16 protein-coding genes and 1 pseudogene are annotated in these 21,176 nt (G+C 62.7%); 11 read left to right on the forward strand and 6 right to left on the reverse strand.

The features are described 5' to 3' along the window. Window positions 1-182: 182 nt before the first annotated feature. Window positions 183-938 (reverse strand): TetR/AcrR family transcriptional regulator, encoded by a 756-nt coding sequence (locus L1080_RS11115; protein WP_250768603.1) that lies wholly within the window; start codon window positions 936-938, stop codon window positions 183-185. Window positions 939-1,238: 300 nt separating this feature from the next. Continuing rightward, a pseudogene (locus L1080_RS11120) lies at window positions 1,239-1,562 on the reverse strand (helix-turn-helix domain-containing protein); the annotation flags it as partial. A 482-nt stretch (window positions 1,563-2,044) separates the two neighbouring features. On the opposite strand from L1080_RS11120, the gene L1080_RS11125 reads away from it, so the two are divergent. From L1080_RS11125 to L1080_RS11150, 6 genes are all read left to right on the forward strand, one after another. After that, on the forward strand, window positions 2,045-2,818 hold the full coding sequence (locus L1080_RS11125; protein ID WP_159922257.1) for an enoyl-CoA hydratase-related protein: 774 nt from the start codon (window positions 2,045-2,047) through the stop codon (window positions 2,816-2,818). 19 nt (window positions 2,819-2,837) lie between these two features. Then, window positions 2,838-4,004, forward strand: coding sequence for an acyl-CoA dehydrogenase family protein (locus L1080_RS11130; RefSeq protein WP_308202116.1), 1,167 nt, complete (start codon window positions 2,838-2,840; stop codon window positions 4,002-4,004). A gap of 2 nt (window positions 4,005-4,006) precedes the next feature. Continuing rightward, window positions 4,007-5,080, forward strand: coding sequence for an acyl-CoA dehydrogenase family protein (locus L1080_RS11135; protein ID WP_250768220.1), 1,074 nt, complete (start codon window positions 4,007-4,009; stop codon window positions 5,078-5,080). After that, window positions 5,077-6,693 carry an AMP-binding protein gene (locus tag L1080_RS11140; RefSeq protein ID WP_250768223.1) on the forward strand — a complete coding sequence of 539 codons (1,617 nt, stop codon included), beginning with the start codon at window positions 5,077-5,079 and terminating at the stop codon, window positions 6,691-6,693. Before L1080_RS11135 ends, L1080_RS11140 begins: the two co-directional genes overlap by 4 nt. Window positions 6,694-6,739: 46 nt before the next feature. Then, window positions 6,740-8,371, forward strand: a complete 1,632-nt coding sequence (locus L1080_RS11145) for a flavin-containing monooxygenase (protein WP_213572187.1) — start codon at window positions 6,740-6,742, stop codon at window positions 8,369-8,371. A 267-nt stretch (window positions 8,372-8,638) separates the two neighbouring features. Further along, window positions 8,639-9,505 (forward strand): SMP-30/gluconolactonase/LRE family protein, encoded by an 867-nt coding sequence (locus L1080_RS11150; RefSeq protein WP_250768227.1) that lies wholly within the window; start codon window positions 8,639-8,641, stop codon window positions 9,503-9,505. A gap of 131 nt (window positions 9,506-9,636) precedes the next feature. On the opposite strand, the gene L1080_RS11155 is transcribed toward L1080_RS11150, so the two are convergent. Both L1080_RS11155 and L1080_RS11160 read right to left on the reverse strand, forming a co-directional pair. Then, window positions 9,637-10,440: an MBL fold metallo-hydrolase gene (locus L1080_RS11155; protein ID WP_159922249.1), complete on the reverse strand. Its 804-nt coding sequence runs from the start codon at window positions 10,438-10,440 to the stop codon at window positions 9,637-9,639. A 94-nt stretch (window positions 10,441-10,534) separates the two neighbouring features. Then, on the reverse strand, window positions 10,535-10,921 hold the full coding sequence (locus L1080_RS11160) for a hypothetical protein (protein ID WP_250768230.1): 387 nt from the start codon (window positions 10,919-10,921) through the stop codon (window positions 10,535-10,537). A 103-nt stretch (window positions 10,922-11,024) separates the two neighbouring features. Here L1080_RS11160 and L1080_RS11165 point away from each other — a divergent pair, with 103 nt between their 5' ends. Together L1080_RS11165 and L1080_RS11170 are read left to right on the forward strand one after the other, a co-directional pair. Continuing rightward, on the forward strand, window positions 11,025-12,170 hold the full coding sequence (locus L1080_RS11165; RefSeq protein WP_250768607.1) for a helix-turn-helix transcriptional regulator: 1,146 nt from the start codon (window positions 11,025-11,027) through the stop codon (window positions 12,168-12,170). A gap of 225 nt (window positions 12,171-12,395) precedes the next feature. Continuing rightward, window positions 12,396-12,977, forward strand: coding sequence for a dihydrofolate reductase family protein (locus L1080_RS11170; RefSeq protein ID WP_159922245.1), 582 nt, complete (start codon window positions 12,396-12,398; stop codon window positions 12,975-12,977). A gap of 31 nt (window positions 12,978-13,008) precedes the next feature. Here the strand turns inward: L1080_RS11170 and L1080_RS11175 are convergent, their stop codons facing one another. Beyond that, window positions 13,009-16,317, reverse strand: a complete 3,309-nt coding sequence (locus L1080_RS11175; RefSeq protein ID WP_159922243.1) for a protein kinase domain-containing protein — start codon at window positions 16,315-16,317, stop codon at window positions 13,009-13,011. Between the two features lie 333 nt (window positions 16,318-16,650). On the opposite strand from L1080_RS11175, the gene L1080_RS11180 reads away from it, so the two are divergent. The 3 genes from L1080_RS11180 to fdhD all read left to right on the forward strand — a co-directional run bounded on the left by L1080_RS11180 (window position 16,651) and on the right by fdhD (window position 20,777). After that, window positions 16,651-17,565, forward strand: a complete 915-nt coding sequence (locus L1080_RS11180) for a LysR family transcriptional regulator (protein WP_250768233.1) — start codon at window positions 16,651-16,653, stop codon at window positions 17,563-17,565. Window positions 17,566-17,646: 81 nt separating this feature from the next. Then, window positions 17,647-19,950: an FdhF/YdeP family oxidoreductase gene (locus L1080_RS11185; protein ID WP_250768236.1), complete on the forward strand. Its 2,304-nt coding sequence runs from the start codon at window positions 17,647-17,649 to the stop codon at window positions 19,948-19,950. Next, a complete protein-coding gene (gene fdhD / locus L1080_RS11190; RefSeq protein WP_250768239.1) occupies window positions 19,950-20,777 on the forward strand; it encodes a formate dehydrogenase accessory sulfurtransferase FdhD in 828 nt (275 codons plus the stop codon). Before L1080_RS11185 ends, fdhD begins: the two co-directional genes overlap by 1 nt. Window positions 20,778-20,811: 34 nt before the next feature. Here fdhD and L1080_RS11195 read toward each other — a convergent pair whose 3' ends face one another. After that, window positions 20,812-21,165, reverse strand: coding sequence for a VOC family protein (locus L1080_RS11195; protein ID WP_250768242.1), 354 nt, complete (start codon window positions 21,163-21,165; stop codon window positions 20,812-20,814). Window positions 21,166-21,176 lie beyond the last annotated feature (11 nt).

The following is a 21,176-nucleotide window of genomic DNA, read 5'->3' on the forward strand; positions in this document are numbered from 1 at the left end:
GCCGGACACACTGACCTCGGAGCGGCACTCGCCCACGTCGGTGCCCGTGGTTCGCCTTCGACCGACTCGGCTCGCAATCCATGTCGGCACAGTATGCCGCTACTCAGCTCGCCAACGGCCTGAGTCGTTTTCGGGGCCCTGGTGCAGCGGACTCTCGGGCACCGCTCTCTAGCCAACCATGGTTATTCATCACGCCGCCGACCCGATCGTGCCGATGGCATCGGGGTATTCAGAAGAGCATTCAGCGAGCACGCAACAAGCTCTTCGGGGAACTCGGCGTGTCGTGAGAGGTGCGGAATACGGACAAGATCGTTGAGTGCCGTGCGAACCGCATTCACCAGCGCGAGTGCGTCGGCCTCGGTGACTTCTGAACGCGAGATTCGTAGCCATTTGACCCATTCGGCGAGGTCGTCCTGGCGGACTCGCCGATTACGCTCGGCAGCACTGGCGGGGAGGTTGAGGGCTTCGGTAACCGAAACGGCGAGCAGATCCGTTGCTTCGGTTGCGATACGCACATAACCTCTCACGAGGCCTTCGATGACCTGTTCATCCGAGGCGCTGTGATGCATCGCCCTGGAGCTTTCCAGGGCCATCCATTCCTGTACTCGAATGATCAAGGCGGAGAGGATGTCTGCCTTGCTGTCGAAGTACCTGTAGACGGCAGGGCCTGCGATGCCGAACTCGTCGAGGCTGACTCCACCGAAACCGCGCTCCCGGAACGCGCGCGCCGCTGCTGCGATGATCTGTTCGCGACGTGAAGTACCTGGCCGTTCATGTGCGACTGGAGCCTCCGCCGCTGGCGCATCGCCGGAATCGGGCGACGCTGAACCGCATTCGGGGGTATTGATGGCTGCCAACGCAGCAGACACCAGCAGTGGGGACAGGCGACGCTGTGACAGCGAACGGTCGTAGTGCCCTGGGCTGGTGATGATGCTCACTGCCATCCACGCGCGTACGTCGGCACCGAATCTGCTCTTGGAGGGATCGGCCTTTTCAATGGCCCTTCGCACCGCGCCTCCGACGCGACGAGTACCCTCGCGCACTCGCTCGAAGTCATCGGCGGTGAGGTGCCGTGCTTCTCGCTGCCATAGGGGGCCGAGTCGAAGGCTCTCCAGTGATGCCTCGACCATCAACGTCAACAACTGCTCCAAGCTGCAGCCGCCGGATTCGGAGCTCTCGACGGATTGGGCTGCCATGAGCAGTCGGTCCTGGTCTTCGAGGACCACCTGCGACAGTAGATCCTGCTTGTTGGCGAAGTGCCGGTAGATCGCCCGTGCGGTGACGTCGGTTGCCTCAGCGATGTCTTCCATCCGCACGGCGTGAAACCCGTATTTCGTGAACAATTCACTGGCGTTGTGGAGTATCTGCGCACGCCGGTCACGGGGTCGCCGGCGCGAGGCGGTGGACACCTTCACAATTTGCGATGCGGTCACGACACCCTTTTCCTCCTCGACGCCCCTATGGGATGCGGCGGACGGTCCACCGCAGTATCCCGCACTGCCGCCGTTCGAGAGCCGATCGGACGCAATGCCCCCTTCCCACGCGGGGCGGCGCAGGCGCACTGCGCCCGAGCGTAGGTGAGGTCTCCACTACGGCCGCAGTCCGTACTGTACGCACATTTTACGATAAGAGCCATGGACAAACTTCCTTGATTCGATGCTACCTGCTCGATTCAACAGAAGATACGTTCGCATGACATTCTCGGCTTAACACGCAGCGAGGCACACCTCGCGCTGCCGCGGTTCACTCACGAGGAGTCACCCACCCTACTCGGCTTTTTCCGGGCCCCTACCAGGTCATACGTTCGCGAATGCACGAAAGTTCAATGATGCATCCTCTGAACTTCCTGGACCCGATCAGTTCCACATCTTCAGATACGAGCTATTGACATATCTACGGAGAGGAGCCTACTAATGTGAGTAGAAGCACATCAGGTTGTGAAGTAAACCACTAGGGATCAGGGACATGCCGCCTCATGGAGGTGACCATCCGCACCCGGCCGGTCACAGCTTCTGCTTACACCCGTTCGAACAAAGGAACTTTGATGAAGGATCTGCAATTTCTGCAATGCCAGACCGATCAGAAGATAGGCACGGTCTGGCTTACCCGCCCACCGGTCAACGCGGTCACCCGGGAGATGTACGCAGAGATCAAGTGGTTCTTCACCCACACGGAGGAGTACCTCCCCGAGGCTCGGGCGATCGTCTTGACCGGCGCCGGCAAGCACTTCTGCGGCGGCAACGATCTCACCGAATTCCAGACGATGACGCCGGAAAACGCCGGTGAGCGCATGCTTGCGGTCCGTGAAGCGTTCTGGTCGATCTACGATTGCCCGTTGCCGGTGATCGCGGCTGTCCACGGAGTGGCCGTGGGCACCGGACTGGCCCTCGCAGCGTCGTGTGATCTGGTCGTCGCAGCCAAGGGCGCCACCTTCACGCTTCCCGAGGTCAACGTCGGTGTGATGGGCGGCGCCAAACATGCCTCACGCCTGGTACCGCAGCAGTTGGTCCGCTACCTGCACCTCACCGGCGAATCGCTGTCTGCCGAGGAACTCGCCCAGCAGGGCGGCGTCTTGAAAGTCGTCGATCCCGATCAGCTACTCGATGTAGCCTACGACGTGGCGGCCAAAATGGTTCGGCACTCCCCGGTCACGTTGCGGTTCGCCAAGCGCAGCCTCAATGCGATCGAATACCAGGACCTCAAGGGCGGCTACGAGTTCGAGCAGGGTCTTTCCGGCGAGTTGTCCGCCTACTCAGACGCCAAAGAGGCCGTAGCAGCATTCTTCGAGCATCGCGCACCGGCCTACACGGGAGCATGAGATGAATGCTGTTTCACCTGTGCCGGTCGAGCAGATCACCGAGATCGCCGATCTGCGGCGCCAGGCTCGGAGGTGGCTCGCCGAAGCAGAGATCCCCACCGTGCCGTTGGAGCTGGAGGAACGGTTCAACGTCCTTCGTCGATGGCAACGCACACTATTCGATGCCGGCTGGACGGGGCTGGGATGGTCACGGGAAGCCGGCGGACGTGGCCTCACCGCGCGCCACCAGCAAGTCTTTTCCGAGGAGCTGGCGCGCGCTCATGCACCCGCCCCGATCGGGTTGATCGGCCTCGATGTGGTCGGCCCCTCGATCCACCGGTACGGTTCGCCCGAGCAGCGCTCCCGTTTTCTGCCACCGCTGCTCGCCGGTGAAGACATCTGGTGTCAGGGGTTCTCCGAACCTTCCGCCGGCTCCGACCTCGCATCACTGCGGACCCGCGCTCTTCGCCACGGGGACAAGTACATCGTCAACGGACAGAAGGTCTGGACCAGTTGGGGTAATCAGGCCAATTGGTGCGCACTGCTGTGCCGCACCGACCCCGACGCCGATCCCAAGCACGCCGGCATCTCCTACCTCATCGTCGACATGAGTTCCCCCGGAATCACCGTCCGTCCACTCGTCCAGATGACAGGCGATGCCGAATTCTGCGAAGTCTTCTTCGACAACGTCGAAGTCCCGGTCGGCAACCTGGTCGGCAAAGAAAACGACGGCTGGCGAATTGCCCTCGACACCCTGTCTCAGGAACGAGGCAACTATGCAATGCGCCGACAGGTGGAGATCGGCTGGGGTGTCGAGAAGACGATCGACGGACTACGAGGCACCTCCCCGGAATCGGCGACCAATCGTCGGATCAGCACCGCCATCGGAGAGTCACACGTGGCGCTGCGGGTGTTGGACGCCCAGATCCGCCGAACTGTGCAACGCCTGATCGACGAAGAGGGACCACATCCCCTCGACTCGCTCGACAAGCTCGTCCTCAACGACGCAGAGCAGGTGGTCGGTCGCGCCCTCGCCGATCTTCTCGGACCGTTCCGCCTCGACGCCGAATCACAACCTCTCGGCCTGAACGCCGCACAGTTGATTCACGATCACTACTTCTCGCGTGCCGCATCAATCTACGGCGGTACATCCCAGATCCAACGCAACATCGTTGCCGAGCGGCTGCTCGGCCTACCCAGGAGCTGATGATGAGTCTCACCGCACCTGACGTGGACCTCGTCACCCCTATCCGCGAATTCTTCGACCGCCGTGTCACATCCGACTACCGTCATGCCCTGCTCAGCGGCGGCGGCTGGGACCCGGATCTGATCGCCGAACTCGACGACCTCGGCTGGTTCGAGCTGACCCGCCCCGAAAACCGCGGTGGTCTAGGCATCGACCTGACCGCGGTCGCCGGTCTGATCGCCTTGGTCGGTGATCGGCTCGTACCCGGCCCCCTGGTCGAGCAACTGATCCTGCCGGCGTACCTCGACATTCCCGAAGGTTCGCTCGTCGCCTTCGCCGACCCTGCCGTCACCCTCGACTGGGCCTCCTCGATCGGTTACGTGCACATGGAATCGGGGCAGATCCAGGGAACGATCGAACTCGTACGCTTTGGCGCCGAGGCCGATTCGCTGGTACTGGCAGTCGACGGCCCGGACGGACCGGCGCTGCTGCTCCTACCGGGCAGTGACCCGGCGCTGACGCTCACGCCGATCAGCAGTTCTGATCCCACATCGCATTACGTGCGCTTGGAGATCGCATCGCGAACTGTCGCCGACGCCGAGATCCTCGCCACCGGAATCGAAGCGGCCACACTCCTACGACAGATCCGGGCATGGTTCCGGCTTCTCACCGCCTGCGAAATCAGTGGTATCGCCCGCCGTATGCTCGAGAAAACCGTCGAGTACGTCGCGCAACGTCAGCAATTCGGCAAGCCCGTCGGATCGTTCCAAGCCGTGAAACACATTGCGGCGTCGATGGCGCAGGCGACCATCTCGATGGAGGCGCTCTGCGAGGCAACGGTTTCCGATATTGCCTCTGCTGACGTTGATTTCGACATCGAGATGGCAACGTGGACGGCCAAGGCCTATGCCGCCGGCGCCGGACGACAGGTGGTCGAGGACGCCTTGCAGTTGCATGGCGGGATCGGCTTCACCACCGAATACGACCTACACTGGTACTACCGCCGCGTCCTCGCCCTGCGGACCTGGTATGGGGACGAGCACGAACTCCACGCACTCATCGGTTCGCGGCGCCTGACCGACGGAGTCGACCGATGATCACCGCAACTCACACCGATTCCGCGCGCCGCGACCGCTACCTCACCAGCGGCGAGTGGAGCCGCAGCACGATCGATTCTGCTTTGGCCGAGTGTGCACACCATCACCCTGATCGGCTGGCTGTGGTCGATGGCGATCGTCAGGTCAGTTATGCCGAACTCGACGCCATGATCCGCCGGTTGGCCGGCGTGCTACTCGAGCGTGGGATCCGGCCGGGCGACTCGGTGGTCTGGCAGTTGCCGAACTGGCTCGAAGCGATCGTCGTACATCACGGTGCGCTGCGGATCGGCGCGGTCTCCACCCCGATCATCCCGATCTATCGACATCGCGAAGTGCAGTTCATTCTGAAGCAATCGCGAGCGCGTATCGCGTTTGTGCCCGGCATGTTCCGCACCTTCGACCACCGCGGGATGTTCGACGAGCTGGCGCCCACGCTCCCCGACCTCGAGCATGTGATCACCGTTCGCGGTTCCGACAACGAGTTCGACCAAATCCTCTCGGGCGCAACTCCACTCGACAACCCCGTCGAGCACGCCAGCACCGATATCGCATTGCTTCTGTACACATCCGGAACCACCTCCGATCCGAAGGGTGCTCTGCACACCCACGAAAGCCTGGATTACGAGAACCGGAGCATCATCGAACTCTTCGATCTGACCGGCGAGGACATCGTGTACATGCCCTCACCGGTCGGTCACATCACCGGCATTCTGTACGGACTGCAGTTGCCGTTCATGCTCGGCAGCCATGTCGTGTTCCAAGATATCTGGGACCCCGGCGCCGGCCTGGAGTTGCTGCAACGCCGACGCTGCACGTTCGTCGTCGGTGCCACACCCTTCTTGCACGGGCTGGTACACCACCCGGATCGCGCCGAGTACGACATCACCCTGCGGGTTTTTGGTTGCGGTGGCGCCGACGTACCCCCCGAACTGATCCGGCAGGCCGAGGAGCAGCTGGGCTGCACCGCGACCCGCATCTACGGATCGACCGAATTCCCGACTCTGTCCGGCGGAAACGCGAGCGATCCGCTGGACAAGCGCGCCGCCACCGACGGGCGTCCCATCGGGTCCGCAGAAGCGAGGACTGTCGATGAGCACGACACTCCGGTCCCCCCGGGCGCGGTCGGCGACCTGCAGGTTCGCGGCCCTGACCTGTTCACCGGATACCTCGATTCGACACTCAATTCGGATGCCTTCACCCCGGATGGCTGGTTTCGGACCGGTGATCTGGCGGTGATCGACGAGGACGGTTACATCCAGATCACCGGCCGGCGTAAGGACATCATCGTCCGGGGCGGGGAGAACATTTCCGCCAAGGAGATCGAAGACCTGCTCTTCGAATATCCCGGTATTGCCGATATCGCGGTGATCGGCATGCCCGACCCGATCATGGTCGAACGCATCTGCGCCTATGTGGTACCGAGCGACCAGGCGCATCCACCTGCCCTGGACGAGCTCACGTCGTTCCTGCGCGAACATCGGATGGCTACCCAGAAGCTGCCCGAGCGGCTCGAAGTCGTCGAACAACTACCGCGGACGGCGACAGGCAAGATCCAAAAGTTCGTCCTGCGTGACCGAATCCGAGACACTCTGACCTCTGACAAGGCTGTCTGATCGCACTCCCCCATCTCCCTCGTACCCCTTCCGAAAGGAAACTCCCGTGAACACCACACTCCTCGAGGAACTCGACGTCCTCGTCATCGGCGGCGGCTTCTCCGGCGTCTACCAGCTCGACCGGCTGCGCACCCTCGGCTACAACGTCAAGATCTACGAGGCCGGCACCGGACTCGGCGGCGTCTGGCATTGGAATTCCTATCCAGGTGCACGCGTCGATACCTGGGCGCCGGTCTACCAGTTCTCGCGTGAAGAGCTCTGGCGCGACTGGAACTGGAGCGAGATGTACCCCGGTCGTGACGAGCTGGTGCGCTACTTCGAATACGTCGACGAGAAGCTCGACCTGAGCAAAGACGTCCGCTACGAGACCCGTGTCCTGGCAGGCCGGTTCGATGAAGAAACCCATAAGTGGACATTGGTCTCCCGCAACGAGCGCACCGGTGAGGAATTCACCACCCAGGCGCGGTTCGTGATCATGTGTCTCGGTGCCGGCTCCAAGCCCCTCTTCCCCAACCTCCCTGGCCTCGAGAAGTTCGGGGGCGACTACTTCCACACAGCACGCTGGCCACTGGAGGGCTACGACCTTGCGGGCAAGCGGGTCGCCGTCATCGGCACCGGAGCCAGCGGCATCCAGGTAATCCAGGAGGCCTCGAAGGTCGCAGATCATCTGACGGTGTTCCAGCGCACCCCCAACACCGCGCTTCCGATGAATCAGCGAGCGCTCACTGAGGCGGACAATGCCGAGATGAAGAAGACCTACCCGGAGCGATTCGCCAACCGCAAGAACACCTGGGCCGGTTTCGATTATGACTTCCTCAAAGAGAACCTCCAGGATCTGAGCGAGGAACGTCGCAACGAAATACTCGAGGAGCTCTGGACCAACGGTGGGTTGCAGCCCTGGCTGGGTGGCTTCCTGAATGTCCTGTTCGACAAGGACGACAACGACATCCTGTATGCGTTCTGGCGGGACAAGACACGTCAACGTATCACCAGACCCGAGCTGGTGGAACTGCTTGCACCGACCGAGCCGATCCATCCGTGGGGCGTCAAGCGTGTCTCCCTGGAGCAGAACTACTTCGAGAGCCTGTGCCGTGACGATGTCGAGCTCGTCGATTCCTCTGCCAATCCGATCCGGGAGGTCACCAGTGACGCCATCGTCACCGCGGACGGAACCCGACACGAAGTCGATGTCATCGTGCTGGCCACCGGCTTCGACTCGGTCACCGGAGGTTTGACTGCCATCGATATTCGCGGCACCAGCAATGAGACCTTCGAGGAGGTGTTCCGCGGCGGCAGCCGGACAGCGCTGGGCAAGGCGACAGTAGGCTTCCCGAATCTTCTGTACGTCTACGGGCCCCAGAGCCCGAACGCATTCTGCAATGGTCCGACATGCGCCGAACTTGAAGGCGAACATCTGATCCAAATCGTCGAGCACATGCGGAACAACGGCTATACCCGCATCGAGGCCAAGCCGGAAGCCCAGCAATATTGGGGTGCGCATATCGCAGATCTCACCTCGGCCACCCTCTTCCCGCTGGCCAAGTCATGGTACATGGGCGCCAACGTACCCGGCAAAACCGTCGAAATGCTCATGTATCCCGGCGGTCTTTCGGTATACCTCGAAATCCTCGAGAAGGCCGCTGCCGGTGGATATCAGGAGCAATTCGAACTTGTCTGATCTCACCTGACCAACCACCCCGATCTGAACCGAGGGTAAACACGCTCATACCTGTCGTGACATTCACCTTTGAGCCGTCCATCTAGACCAGTGGAATCGACGATTCCCGAAGAGGATTTCGAACTTTCGTCGACCACTCTCTCCACAAGGAGCCGATCCAGTCCACAATCGTGCCCAAGTGTGAATCCTTGGCACGGGACCCAATTCCTGACAGCCGAGTGAAAATCACCCAGTACCTCAACCCGCACGGACTTAGGAGTTCACGCGATGGCTACCTACCAACCCACAGTATTCTCGACCGGGCATCAGTTTCTCGAGGCACCTCGCTGGCATGACGGAAAACTCTGGGCCAGCGACTTCTTCAGCGAACAGGTGCTCACCTTCGCTGAGGACGGCGCCGCAACGCCGATAACCAAAGTGCCCGGACGACCGTCCGGACTCGGTTTCCTTCCCGACGGGACACCTCTTGTCGTCTCGCAGAACGAGCGGTCGGTGTATCGCATCACCGCCGGCGGCAAGCTCGAGCAGTATGCCGACTTCAGCGCACTGGCTGGAGGGATCGGCAACGACCTGTACGTTGCACCGGCGGGCGACGCCTATGCCGGCAATTTCGGATTCGCGCTCGGCGAAGAGGATCCGAAGCCGACACACCTCGTCCACATCCGTGCCGACGGCAGCGTCTCGCAGGTTCCTGGAGATCTGATCTTCCCCAACGGCTGTGCACGTACCCCAGATGGCACCCTGCTGGTCGCGGAAACCTTCCCGCACCGCATCAGCGCGTTCGACATGGCGGAAGATGGCGGTCTGACCAACCACCGAGTATGGGCTCAGCTCGACGAGTCGTTTCATCCCGATGGCATCGCCCTGGATAGTGACGGAGGCCTCTGGTTCGGGAACGCGTTGACCCTCGGTGCCGACAGTGGCTTCTATCGGGTCGTCGAAGGCGGCCAGATCACCGATAAGGTCGAGGTCACCGACACGTGGGCAGTGGCGTGCGCATTCGGCGGAGAGAACCTCGACACCCTCTACCTCTGCTGCAATACAACGACGCTCGAAGCGTTTCACGAAGGACGCTCGACCGCTCATGTGGCCGTCGCGCGGGTCGGGCGCACCGGAGTTCCGGCGTCCATCTGAACGTGAGGTGACAGGCGTCTGCCCACACCGTCACAGATTTCGGTGCGCGACCTGGCCGAGCACATCGTGGTGGAAACCGCTTCACCTGTTCCTGCTTGCCGGCGTCGGTCGCGAACAAGCCCGGAGGACTCTCAGCGAGCGGGTTCGAATCCGGCCAACATTTGTTCGAGTGCGGCCTGGTCGGGTCCGACGAAGGCATCAGCCTGTGGCGCGGTGGCGAGCATGTCGAGATACTCCGCGGTGCGCCCGTCCGCCGGGGGCAGGTGAGTGCTGAGGAGTCGCCGGGGTTCGAGATCGCTCAGGGTTGACACGGTGGCCAGGAATTTGTCCTGGTCCACCGTGTGAACCCAGGGGCTGTCGACGGTGGCCCACAGGTGCTGGGCAGCGCGCACCGTGGTCGGCGTGCAGTAGCCGATGTCATCGGCGGTGGCGAGTTCGGCGGTCTCCATCGGCGCCCCGAAGCAATCCGAGGAGAAGTAGGCCTCGCTGCGGTCGTCGTAGAAGCCGACGGTGCTGGGATTGTCGAACAGCGGCGGCCGCAACGCCGTCAGCGTCCGATCGCCGACGTCGAGGGATTGACCCGGATTGAGCAGATAGACCCGGTCCATCGGCACGGGCCGTGCGCACGACATGATGCCTACGCCCGCGAAGGTCGTGATCAGGCGGGCGCGCGGCGCCGCGTCGAGCAGGTCGAACAGCGCGCCGGTGTGATCGCGGTCCGGATGCGTCAGCCAGATCCACTCGACGTCCGCGGCGTCGAGCACCGATCCCAGGGCGTCCATGAACCCGCGTCCGGGCAGACTCAGTCCGGTGTCGACGACGACGGGTTCGGCGGCGTGCAGAACGTACGCGTTCACCGGCAGGTGTCCGATCCCCGGTACTTCCAATTCGTCGCTCAGAGCAGTAATGTCACGTCGGATTCTGTTGATACGCATAAGAACTCTCCTCAGTTATCGTAGTCGACGCGGATCAGTGACCTGGCGATCGCCGCCAGTTCGGCTTCGGTCGGCTCGTATCCTCGCGGAACCTTCAGCCCGAGTTCGAACGGGGTGGCCCCGTCGTCGAGAGCTGCCCGGAATGCGGCGCCTGCCTCGGCGGGGGTGCCTCGAGTAGCAGGGCCCGCCCCCGGCGGACACGGCCCCGGTGGGTGACCGTCACGGGTGCACCGCCGGCGAAGTTGCGCCGCCACGGACGCTCGGTGAAGACGAGCGTCTGACCGTCGACGTCGTGCAGGCATACCGGCACCCGCAGGGTACGCCCGGTACGACGGCCGGTGAACTCGATCAGTCCTTGGCGCCGGATGCGCCGCCCCAGTGACCGGGTCGTGAGGACCCGCCGGACCAACGGATTGACCAGCCGCATCAATTGGGGCGGCGGCGGGCTCAGCCGCACATTCGTGGTATCGGTTTTGGACATGTCACCGACGCTAGGCCCGACGCGGAGGGGGCACCATTCCACAATTCTGGTATATCCGATTGCCGATCCGCGCTCGTACGATTGACTCGTGAGCGTGGATTCCGTGCAGTGCGCGGTAGACAAGGTCGCACGATTGTGCGCCGCCCCACGCGGGCTGGTCTCGCTGTGGCGGGACGCGTCGGACGTCGTCGCCGGGGTCGTCCCGTACTACTGGACGCCGTGCTGGTTCACCCTCGACCCCGTGTCCTTGCTGATGACCAGTCATTATCACTTCGGCATGGACGAGTTTCCCGGGGAATGGCTGGCCGCCGAGTACTACGAGGACGACGTTCAGTCCGTCCCCGACGTAATGCGTTCCGCCGACGGGGTTTCCACGTTGCACGACGCGGCGCATGGTGATCCGTCGGGAAGTCCGCGCTGGCGCCGGAACCGGACGCTCGGCGGCGACCAGGAGCTGATCGCACGGTTACGCACGCGCTCGGGAGAAACGTGGGGAGCGCTGAGCCTCTATCGCGACGAGGGAATGCCGATGTTCTCCGAAACCGAGAAGTCGTTCGTGAAGGAGATCGCGCCGGTCCTCGCGGGTGGTGCCCGCCGCGCACTGCTGTACGGGCAGGCCGAGGAACCGGAGTACGCCGATTCACCGGGTCTGCTTGTTCTCGACGAGAACTGGAACATCGAATCCGCGACGCCCGGGGTCGACCGGTGGATGGTGGATCTGCCGGGTGGGGATTGGGATCGGGGCGAGTTGCCGGCCGCGGTGATCACGCTCGCCGGTCGTGTGTTGCGGTGTGTAGAAGACCGCGATCGGCTGGGCGACGTGGCCATCTCGCCGGTGCTGTCGCGGTCGGGTGCGTGGTTGGTGCTGCACGGTGCATGCCTGACGTCGACGGGCAGGCGGCGGATCGCGGTGATCGTCGAGCCGGCGCATCCGAGTCGTCTGTATCCCCTGCTGATGTCGGCGTACGGGCTGACCGAGCGGGAGAAGGAGGTCACGTCGATGGTGTTACAAGGGGCGTCGACTTCGCAGATCTCCGCCGAGCTGCACGTGTCGGCGCAGACCGTGCAGCAACATTTGAAGAGCATCTTCGACAAGACCGGCGTGCACAGCCGACGGGACCTGGTCGGCAAGGTGTTCTTCCATCACTACGAGCCGCGGTTCCGTGACAACGAGAAACGCACGCTCGACGACCGACCGCTCCGGGGTGGCCCCTGGCCCACGGATCGTCGGCGCCGCACAAATCAATAGCCGAACCCCTTCTAATAAGCCAAAAAATCTCGTTCGTAATCCAAGCGCGATCTCGAGAGCGGTGCTGCGGTGGATCTCCTCAATGGTCTTCCGCGCCTCCTGCCGCGCCGTACCGATCCGGCGCGACACTCATTCGCGTGGCCGCTGCCAGGCGATTGATTTCTTACAAGAGCGACAGCTCACGACCCGCTACATTTGGGAAACCCCAAAGCAGAGGAGTGCCCCATGGGCAAGGTGGTCATGTACAGCTCGGTGTCGGTGGACGGCTTCATCGCGGACGAGAACGACCAGCCCGGACCGCTGTTCGATTGGTTGTCCAGCGGTGACGTCCCGTTGGACGAGAGCGGCGAGATCAAGATGTCGCAGACGTCCTACGACTACACCCGGCCGTACTGGGACCAGATCGGGGCGACAATCGTCGGCCGCCACGTCTTCGACATGACGGACGGCTGGGACGGCAAGCCTCCGGGCGGAATCGACCACGTGGTCGTTGTGACGCACCGGCCGATGCCCGAGGGCTGGGACCGCGAGGCGCCGTTTCACTTCGTCGACGGCATCGACGCAGCCGTGGCCAAGGCCCAGGAGCTCGCGGGTGACCGCATCGTCGAGGTCGCCGCTGGCGACGTCGGTGGCCAGGTGCTTGCCGCAGGTTTGGTCGACGAGGTGCGCATGGACGTCGCACCCGTGGTGTTCGGGTCCGGCAAGCGTTTCTTCGGATCGGTCCACGCGCAGCACCTGTTGGAGGATCCTGACGTGGTGATTCAGGGCAATCGGGTGCTTCACCTGCGCTATCGGGTGCGCCGTTGACCGATCTGAGCGGGTACGCGGAGCTCACGAGTCAGAGTTGTTCGCCTTGGGTCTGGTCAACGAACCAGGCCGCGATCTGTGCTCGTGAGGTGAATCCGAGCTTGCTCAGGATGTGTTCTACGTGGCCCTGGGCGGTACGGTCCGAGATGACGAGACTCTTTGCGATCGCCCTGTTGGTCAAACCCTTTGCTACCAGGTCGGCGACCTGCCATTCACGTTTGGTCAGGTTCGTCGCGATACCGGCGGGCCGCGTCGTGTCCCTGGGCTGTTCGTTCAAGGCATACACAATGGCATCGTGAGTTCCGAGCGCGCGCCCTTCCCGATGGGCGGCTTGAAAGGCGCGCTCACCGAGTGTATGGCGAATCCGGCGCTTGTTCTCTTCATGGTGGACGAGGAGGTGGGGGAACATCACCGTCGAGCTGCCCACGGTGTGCCCCAATTCCTCGGCGGCGCCCATCAGCACCGCGGCACGCTGTGCATGGCGCTCGTCACAAAGCCACGCCAGGGATTCCAGACACACGGTGACGGTAATTTGGTCGTCCGCCAGTCGGCCGAGCCGCAAACTGTCTTCAAGCAAGCGAGCGGCACGCTTCGAATCTCCCTGCTGCCAAACCCCAACACCCATGGACCACAACGAATACGAGCGATATATCGACTCGCCCAAATCATCCGTCATCGCGATAACCCTGTCATGACATGCCATCGCCCGCGGAATGTCCCCACGCAGTCCATATGCCATACCCAGTAGATACTCAACTGCAACCTTTCGATGGTCATCGTTCAGTGTCGCGTACATGGTGCGGGCTTCTTCCAGAAGTCCGCTCGCGCGCTGGAGGTCGCTGTTGTTGAGCGCGAGTAGCCCTTCTGCTTGGGTGCCGAGTGCACGCGTCATCGGGTCGTCGATCTGCTCAGCCAAGGATCGCCCCTCCTCGACCAGTGCAGTCGCAGCGGGGAGGTCGCCCTGAAGTTCGGACAGCACGCTGCTGTAGTACAGGGCTTTGACTCGTGTCGCGGTGGGCTGCCGGGGATGGCAGGCGAGGGCTCGGTCGAGCCAGTATCGTCCCTCGGTGAGCTTGCCGCGGGTAAGCCAGAAGGGATACAGCGCAGCTGCGATCCGCAGCCCGGCCTCGGGGTCGGTATCGCCTACCTCGGATAGGCACAGCGTCATCGCCTCACGCAGATTCGACTCCTCGCGCCCGAGCCGTGCGATCCATTTCAACTGCTGCGAACTGACCCACTCCGCTTCCGCTGTCAGTGCCAGCTTCTCGTACCAATCCCGGTGCCGCGAGCGTAACGTCTGGTAGTCGCCGGACTGCTCTGCTTTGTGTCGGCCGTAGTCACGTACCGTCTCGAGAAGGCGGAAACGCACCACTCCCCACGGAGCCTCCCTGATCAGGATCGACTTGTCGACCAACGCTGTGAGCACGTCGAGCAGATCCTCAGGAGCCTTCTCCCCCACGCAAATGCCTTCCGCCGCGTCCAATTCGAAGCTCCCGGCGAATACCGACACGCGTGCCCACAGCTGCTGTTCCGAGGAACTGCACAGGTCGTAACTCCAGTCCATCGACAACCACAGCGTCTGTTGGCGCCTCGGCGCACCGCGACGTCCCAGGGTCAGCAGTTTGTACCGGTCATTCAGTCGCTCGGCGATTTGGTCGGCAGACATCGCCCGCAACCGCGCGGCCGCCAACTCGATCGGCAGGGGTAGACCATCAAGTGCCCGGCAGATATGCGCTACCGTGATCCGGTTTTCCTCGGTCAACTCGAACCCGGACACCGCAGCGGCGGCACGTTCCAAGAACAGCGTCACGGCGTCGTACTGGGAAAGCCCGCGCAGGGACGACTCATCGTCCGCGTCGGGAATCGTTAGCGGCGGTACGCGCAGCACCGCTTCCCCTTCGATACCGAGGGCCTCCCGGCTCGTGGCCAGAATCCGCAGCTCGGGACAGGTCCGAAGCAGTTCCCCGGCGAGCGTGGCGACTGCATCCACCAAACGCTCGCAGTTGTCCAGAACGAGCAGAAGGTTGCGTGTGGCGAGGAACTCCGCAATTACGCGTTCAAGCGGTCGTGCCGAGCGATGATGTATTCCGACGGCCGCAGCGACCGCATCCACGAGCAGTGACCGCTCGTTCAGTTCGCCTAGCTCGACCAACCTCACACCGCCGCTGAACCCGCGCCGCGCCTCCGTCGCAACGCGTAGCGCAAGGCGCGTTTTGCCGACCCCGCCGATCCCGGTCAAGGTGACCAGGCGGGAAGTAGACAACTTCGCCTTGGCGTCGGTCAGCTCGCGACGGCGGCCTACGAAGCTGGTGAGGTCCGCCGGAAGATCTCCCGCCGCTCCCCATGTTGACGGCGGGATCGCGTTGTGGAGGAGGCCGGCGGTGGAGCGGCGACGGGCTCTTGGTTGGTCTTGTGCGGAGCGCTTCGCGCCTCGTTCGGCGAGCAGGTCCATCTCTTCGACCGGGAAATCGTGAGCGAGCTGACTCCGGCGTAGTTCGTCACCGAACTGCGCCGCGCTGAGGGGACGCTCCCGAGGATTTACTGACATCGCGTGTTCGATGGCCGCGCTGACATCATCCGGAATCCCCTGCTCGCGGAGATCTGGTACCGGTTGGGTAGTGATGCGAATGAACTGTGCGACTATTTGCTCGCCGCTGTGACGTTCAAAAGCTGCGTGCCCGGTTACGGCCGAGAACAAGGTCGCGCCGAGACTGTAGATGTCTGAGGCCGCGCTGGGCGGCTCCTCTCCCTCGAGCACCTCGGGGGCTGTGAAAGCCGGGGATCCGGTGAGAATGCCCGTCGAGGTCTCGAATCCCCCAGCAAAATGAGCGATGCCGAAGTCGGTCAGGGCGGGCTCGTCGTAATCGGTGATCAGGATATTCCCCGGCTTTACGTCTCTATGGAGGATGCCGAGCCGGTGCGCGGTCTCGAGCGCGCCGGCCAACTTCACGCCGAATCGCAGAGCCTCGTCCAACTCGAGTCGGCCATGCCGACGGATTCGGGTGTCCAACGAACCGTGCGAGTGGTATTGCATCACGATGTAGGGCCGACCGCTGGTTGTGGTTCCAATGTGGAGCACGTTAGCGATGTTCGGGTGACCCGTAAGGCGGCCCATCGCCCGCTGCTCTCGAAAGAACCGTGCCCGGTTGTCTTCGTCCAGATTGGCGGTGAGGACCTTCACCGCGACAGTGCGGTCCAGCGAGGGTTGCCCACAACGGTAGACAAGACCGAAGCCGCCACGTCCGATTTCGTGGACCTCCGTAAACCCTGCCGTGGTCAACTCCGCAACGACGGCGGACGCCACGTCACGCTGAGTCTCGAGTGGATCACCATTTGCCATGCGCAGCTGGCGATTCACTCGATCCGGCGGTACCCCAAAGACACAGCATTTCTTTGTCCCTCAATGATCTGAATTCAGGGTAACGCCACCTGCCACCGAGTCGGGGCAATTGTGTTGATCGAATCGTCGATACCGACCGTCTGGTCCCGTTGCAGTCGCCTGGGGAGGCCTCACCACGATCCACGAAACGGCCAAAACGGACCTGGCCTAGACCCTGGCCAGCGATGCGAGAGAGGTGACCCTGACACCAAACGACGCATCCGATACTCAGCTGTCGGGCCGCAAAACTTCGCCGCCTCCTCCGGGAGCGAGACGGGATGAGAAGATTATGCTGTGCAGTTCCGGCAGCTCGAGTACCTCGTCGTCCTCTCGCGTGAGAAGCACTTCACTCGCGCAGCGGATGCATGTGCTGTCTCTCAACCGGCTTTGTCGGAGGCGATCCGCAAACTGGAGATCGAACTCGATCTGCCGCTGATCGTTCGAGGCCGCAAGTTCGAAGGCCTCACAGCGGAGGGCGAGCAGATCGTACGTTGGGCTCAGAGAATTCTTGCCAACCAGGACTCACTCCTACACGAGGCCGCCAGCCTACGGTCGGGCGTCACCGGCACCCTCCGAATAGGGGTCATTCCCACCGCATCCGCGACAGTCGCCGACCTGTCGAGCCCATTGTGTCTGCGGCATCCCCTTATCACGGTGCGTCTCGCCGAAGACCTGTCCTCGAGCGAGATCACAGCTCGGCTCGATCGCTTCGAGCTCGACGGCGGCATCACTTACCTCGACGACGACATCGCCCTGCGCTACCACACTTTCCCGCTCTATCGTGAGCGATACGCACTCTTGACCGCCGACGACCCGGCCCTCCCGCGCCGCGCCGACATCTCCTGGAGCGAAGCGTCGACGTTGCCGATGTGCACATTGCCGTCGATCATGCGCGGCAGGCGCATCCTCGACGACTATTTCGCCGACGACGGAGCCGTCCACACCGCACAAGTCGAAACCGATTCCATCGCTTCCCTCTATGCCCACGTCAAGACCGGGCAGTGGGCTGCAGTCGTGCCTCAGGTGTGGTTCAAAGTATTCGGTGAACCACCCGGCCTCCGGTCCACTCCACTCATCGAAGGTCGCACAGCTCCAGTGGTCGGGTTGATCACCCGCGCAGAAGGCCCGTCGTCCCTTCTCGTTCAGGCTCTCGAAGCGACGGCTTCAGTCCTCGACCAGACATCATCGGCAACGCCTATCGACCAGTAGGACGGGCATCTTGGACACCACCCATATCCGTGGTGCATCCTCGACCGACTGTCTGTAAACCTGGGGAAGGCTGCACTGCTGATGGCGCGTCGAGACGACTACGAATACGACGAGCACAGCATCGTCGTGACGAAGAACAAGCAGTACGCCGCAGGCGTACCGGCGGTGCTCGTATCACTTCAACGCGGCATGTCACAGATGGGTGCGACGCGCACCGCTGCCACTCTCGCCAAACTCAATCAGCGCAAAGGCTTCGACTGTCCGGGCTGCGCGTGGCCGGAAACACCCGGCCACCGCAAGCACGCCGAATTCTGCGAGAACGGCGCCAAGGCCGTCGCCGAAGAAGCCACCAAGCGGACCGTCGGCCCAGCCTTCTTCGCCGCACACTCCATTGACGACCTCCTCGGCCGCACCGAGTACTGGCTCGGACAGCAGGGACGCCTCACCCACCCCATGGTGCTACGCCCAGGCGCCACACACTACGAGCCAATCGAATGGGATGACGCGAACCGCATCATCGCAGACGAACTGAACGCGCTGGGTAGCCCACATGAGGCGATCTTCTACACCTCCGGCCGAACATCCAATGAAGCAGCGTTCCTCTACCAGTTACTGATTCGCTCCTTCGGCACCAACAACATGCCCGACTGTTCGAACATGTGTCACGAATCGTCCGGCAGCGCACTGACCGCCTCGATCGGCATCGGCAAAGGATCGGTATCCGTTCCGGATATCGAGAACGCCGACCTCATTCTCATCGCCGGCCAGAACCCGGGCACCAACCATCCACGCATGCTCTCCACACTCGAAAAAGCCAGATCCAACGGCGCCCGGGTTATCGCCATCAACCCGCTTCCCGAAGCCGGACTGCTGCGGTTCAAAGACCCACAGAAGGTTCATGGTGTCATCGGCGACGGAGCCGCGATCTCCGACGACTTCCTGCAGATCCGCATCGGCGCTGACATGGCCCTCTTCCAGGGGCTGGCCAAACTGCTCGTCGCCGCCGAGGACGCCGCGCCAGGCACCGTCCTCGACCGACGCTTCATCGACCGCCACACCGCGGGGTTCGACGCTTGGCTCGATCACATCCGCAGAGTCGATCTCGGCACGGTCGTCGACGCCACCGGCCTGACAATCGAACAACTCCACGACACAGCGCAGGCCCTGATCGAGTCGAACGCCACCATCATCTGCTGGGCGATGGGACTGACCCAGCAAACACACGGTGTTGCCACGATCGAAGAAGCCGTGAACCTGCTGCTGATGCGCGGCATGATCGGTAAATCCGGAGCCGGGGTATGCCCCGTCCGCGGGCACTCCAACGTCCAAGGCGACCGCACCATGGGCATCTGGGAGAAGATGCCAGAATCGTTTCTCGCCGCCCTCGACACCGAATTCGGCATCACCTCACCACGAGAACACGGGCTCGACGCCGTCGACTCCATCCGCGCCATGCGCGAACGGCGAGCCTCGGTGTTCATGGCAATGGGTGGCAACTTCGTGTCCGCCACGCCGGACACCGACGTCACAGAGGCCGCCCTCCGGAACTGTTCGCTCACCGTCCAGGTGTCCACCAAACTTAACCGCAGTCATCTCGTTCACGGCCGCACCGCACTCATTCTGCCGTCGCTCGGACGCACCGACAAAGACGTCCAGGCGACTGGTAAGCAGTTCGTGACCGTCGAGGATTCGATGTCGATGGTCCACCGTTCCCGCGGAAGTCTTACCCCGTCGAGCATCCACATGCGCTCCGAAGTTGCCATCGTCTGCGGCATCGCCGAGACGTTGTTCGGCCCCGGCCATCCCGTGCCGTGGACGTCGTTCACCGCCGATTACGACCTCATCCGGGATGCGATCTCGCGCGTCGTGCCCGGCTTCGACGGCTTCAATACCAAGGTCCGACAGAAGGAGGGGTTCGGACTCCCCCACCCGCCGCGAGACTCACGCACGTTCCAGACGGAGACCGGTAAAGCGAACTTTGCCGTCAACGACCTCGTGTGGCTACCTGTCCCGCCTGGCCGACTCATGTTGCAGACCATGCGAAGTCACGACCAGTACAACACCACCATCTACGGTCTCGACGACCGCTACCGCGGCGTCAAAGGCGGCCGGCGAGTTCTGTTCGTCAACACCCGCGACATCGAAAAACTCGGATACCGAGACGGCGACCACGTCGACTTGATTTCCGGATGGAAGAACCGGAGCGGGAACGTCGAAGAACGACGAGCCGACAACTTCCGACTCGTCGCCTACCCCACGCCTGTCGGCAACGCCGCCGCCTACTACCCCGAAACCAATCCCCTCATTCCCCTCGACCACGTCGCAGACAAATCCAACACGCCCGTCAGCAAAGCCATCCTGATTCGGCTCGAGCACCGACCCTGATGGGACGCATCACTACCCGTCGCCCCATCGTGCGCGTGCGTGGACCGAACTCCACAACTCGGCCCGACACACTCGTCGTCGAGGAACCACTCGAAATCCGTGTCGGAGGCTCCCCGCTCGCGGTCACCATGCGCACCCCAGGCCACGATGTCGAACTCGCGCACGGCTTCCTCCTCACCGAAGGAGTCATCAACAGCGTTGACGACGTCGCTTCGGCCCGCTACTGCGACGGAGTGGACGACAACGGCCTCAACACCTACAACGTCCTCGACATCACCCTCACCGTTGGCATCCCCCCACCCCAACCCGGTGTCGAACGCAACTTCTACACAACCTCCTCATGTGGAGTTTGCGGGAAAGCATCACTCGACGCCGTTCGCCTCGCGACGGTCCATTCCCCGGCCGAGGACAACACCACGGTGCATGTCGATGTTCTGGCGACACTGCCCGACCGACTACGCCAGTCGCAGAAAGTATTCGACAGCACCGGTGGTTTACATGCAGCCGCACTTTTCGATCAGTACGGGCAGTTACTCGCCCTCCGCGAGGACATCGGCCGGCACAATGCCGTAGACAAGGTCGTCGGCTGGGCAATCGCTCAACACCGCATCCCCTGCCGGGGCAGCATCCTCATGGTCAGCGGTCGCGCCTCGTTCGAACTCGCCCAAAAAGCCGCAATGGCAGGCATACCCATACTTGCCGCTGTCTCCGCGCCATCGTCACTCGCTGTCGACCTCGCAGACGAAACAGGACTTACGCTCGTGGGGTTTCTTCGCGGCCAGAACATGAACCTCTACACCCACACCCATCGGGTAATACAAGGCTGACCACGTGCAATGCGCGGGGCCCGGCAGTCCTGTGCTATCGGGTCAGCGGGCTGTAGAAGACCAAGCCGTTGCCGTTATTGTCGTAGACCATTGCACGGCGTTCGTGTCCGTGGTCATACGGGCCTCCCACAATGCCACCGCCGTTGGCTTCCACGGCCTTCGCCGCACTGTCGACGTCGGCGGTCCTTATGCCGACGACAACTTGCCCCGGCATGGGGTGGTCGACCGCAGTCGCCAACGCGACGGTGATAGTCCCTCCATCCAGGGCCGCGAAACGGTCCCCGTCGCGGAACTTCAACGGCATTCCCAGAGTCTCGCAGTAAAACCGGACCGATTCGTCCAAGTTGTCGGTTGACAGGACGATCATTCGCACATCATGCTCGCTCAATTGAGTCTCCC

Origin of the sequence: Rhodococcus sp. MSC1_016 (genome assembly GCF_023667485.2) — a bacterium.
Taxonomy (GTDB): Bacteria; Actinomycetota; Actinomycetes; order Mycobacteriales; family Mycobacteriaceae; genus Rhodococcus_F; species Rhodococcus_F oxybenzonivorans.

Coding starts and splice junctions, on each gene's coding strand:
- L1080_RS11125 (WP_159922257.1), top strand. CDS start 2,045: ATGAAGGATCTGCAATTTCTGCAATGCCAGACCGATCAGAAGATAGGC.
- L1080_RS11135 (WP_250768220.1), top strand. CDS start 4,007: ATGAGTCTCACCGCACCTGACGTGGACCTCGTCACCCCTATCCGCGAA.
- L1080_RS11140 (WP_250768223.1), top strand. CDS start 5,077: ATGATCACCGCAACTCACACCGATTCCGCGCGCCGCGACCGCTACCTC.
- L1080_RS11150 (WP_250768227.1), top strand. CDS start 8,639: ATGGCTACCTACCAACCCACAGTATTCTCGACCGGGCATCAGTTTCTC.
- L1080_RS11155 (WP_159922249.1), bottom strand. CDS start 10,440: ATGCGTATCAACAGAATCCGACGTGACATTACTGCTCTGAGCGACGAA.
- L1080_RS11160 (WP_250768230.1), bottom strand. CDS start 10,921: ATGTCCAAAACCGATACCACGAATGTGCGGCTGAGCCCGCCGCCGCCC.
- L1080_RS11170 (WP_159922245.1), top strand. CDS start 12,396: ATGGGCAAGGTGGTCATGTACAGCTCGGTGTCGGTGGACGGCTTCATC.
- L1080_RS11175 (WP_159922243.1), bottom strand. CDS start 16,317: ATGGCAAATGGTGATCCACTCGAGACTCAGCGTGACGTGGCGTCCGCC.
- L1080_RS11185 (WP_250768236.1), top strand. CDS start 17,647: ATGGCGCGTCGAGACGACTACGAATACGACGAGCACAGCATCGTCGTG.
- fdhD (WP_250768239.1), top strand. CDS start 19,950: ATGGGACGCATCACTACCCGTCGCCCCATCGTGCGCGTGCGTGGACCG.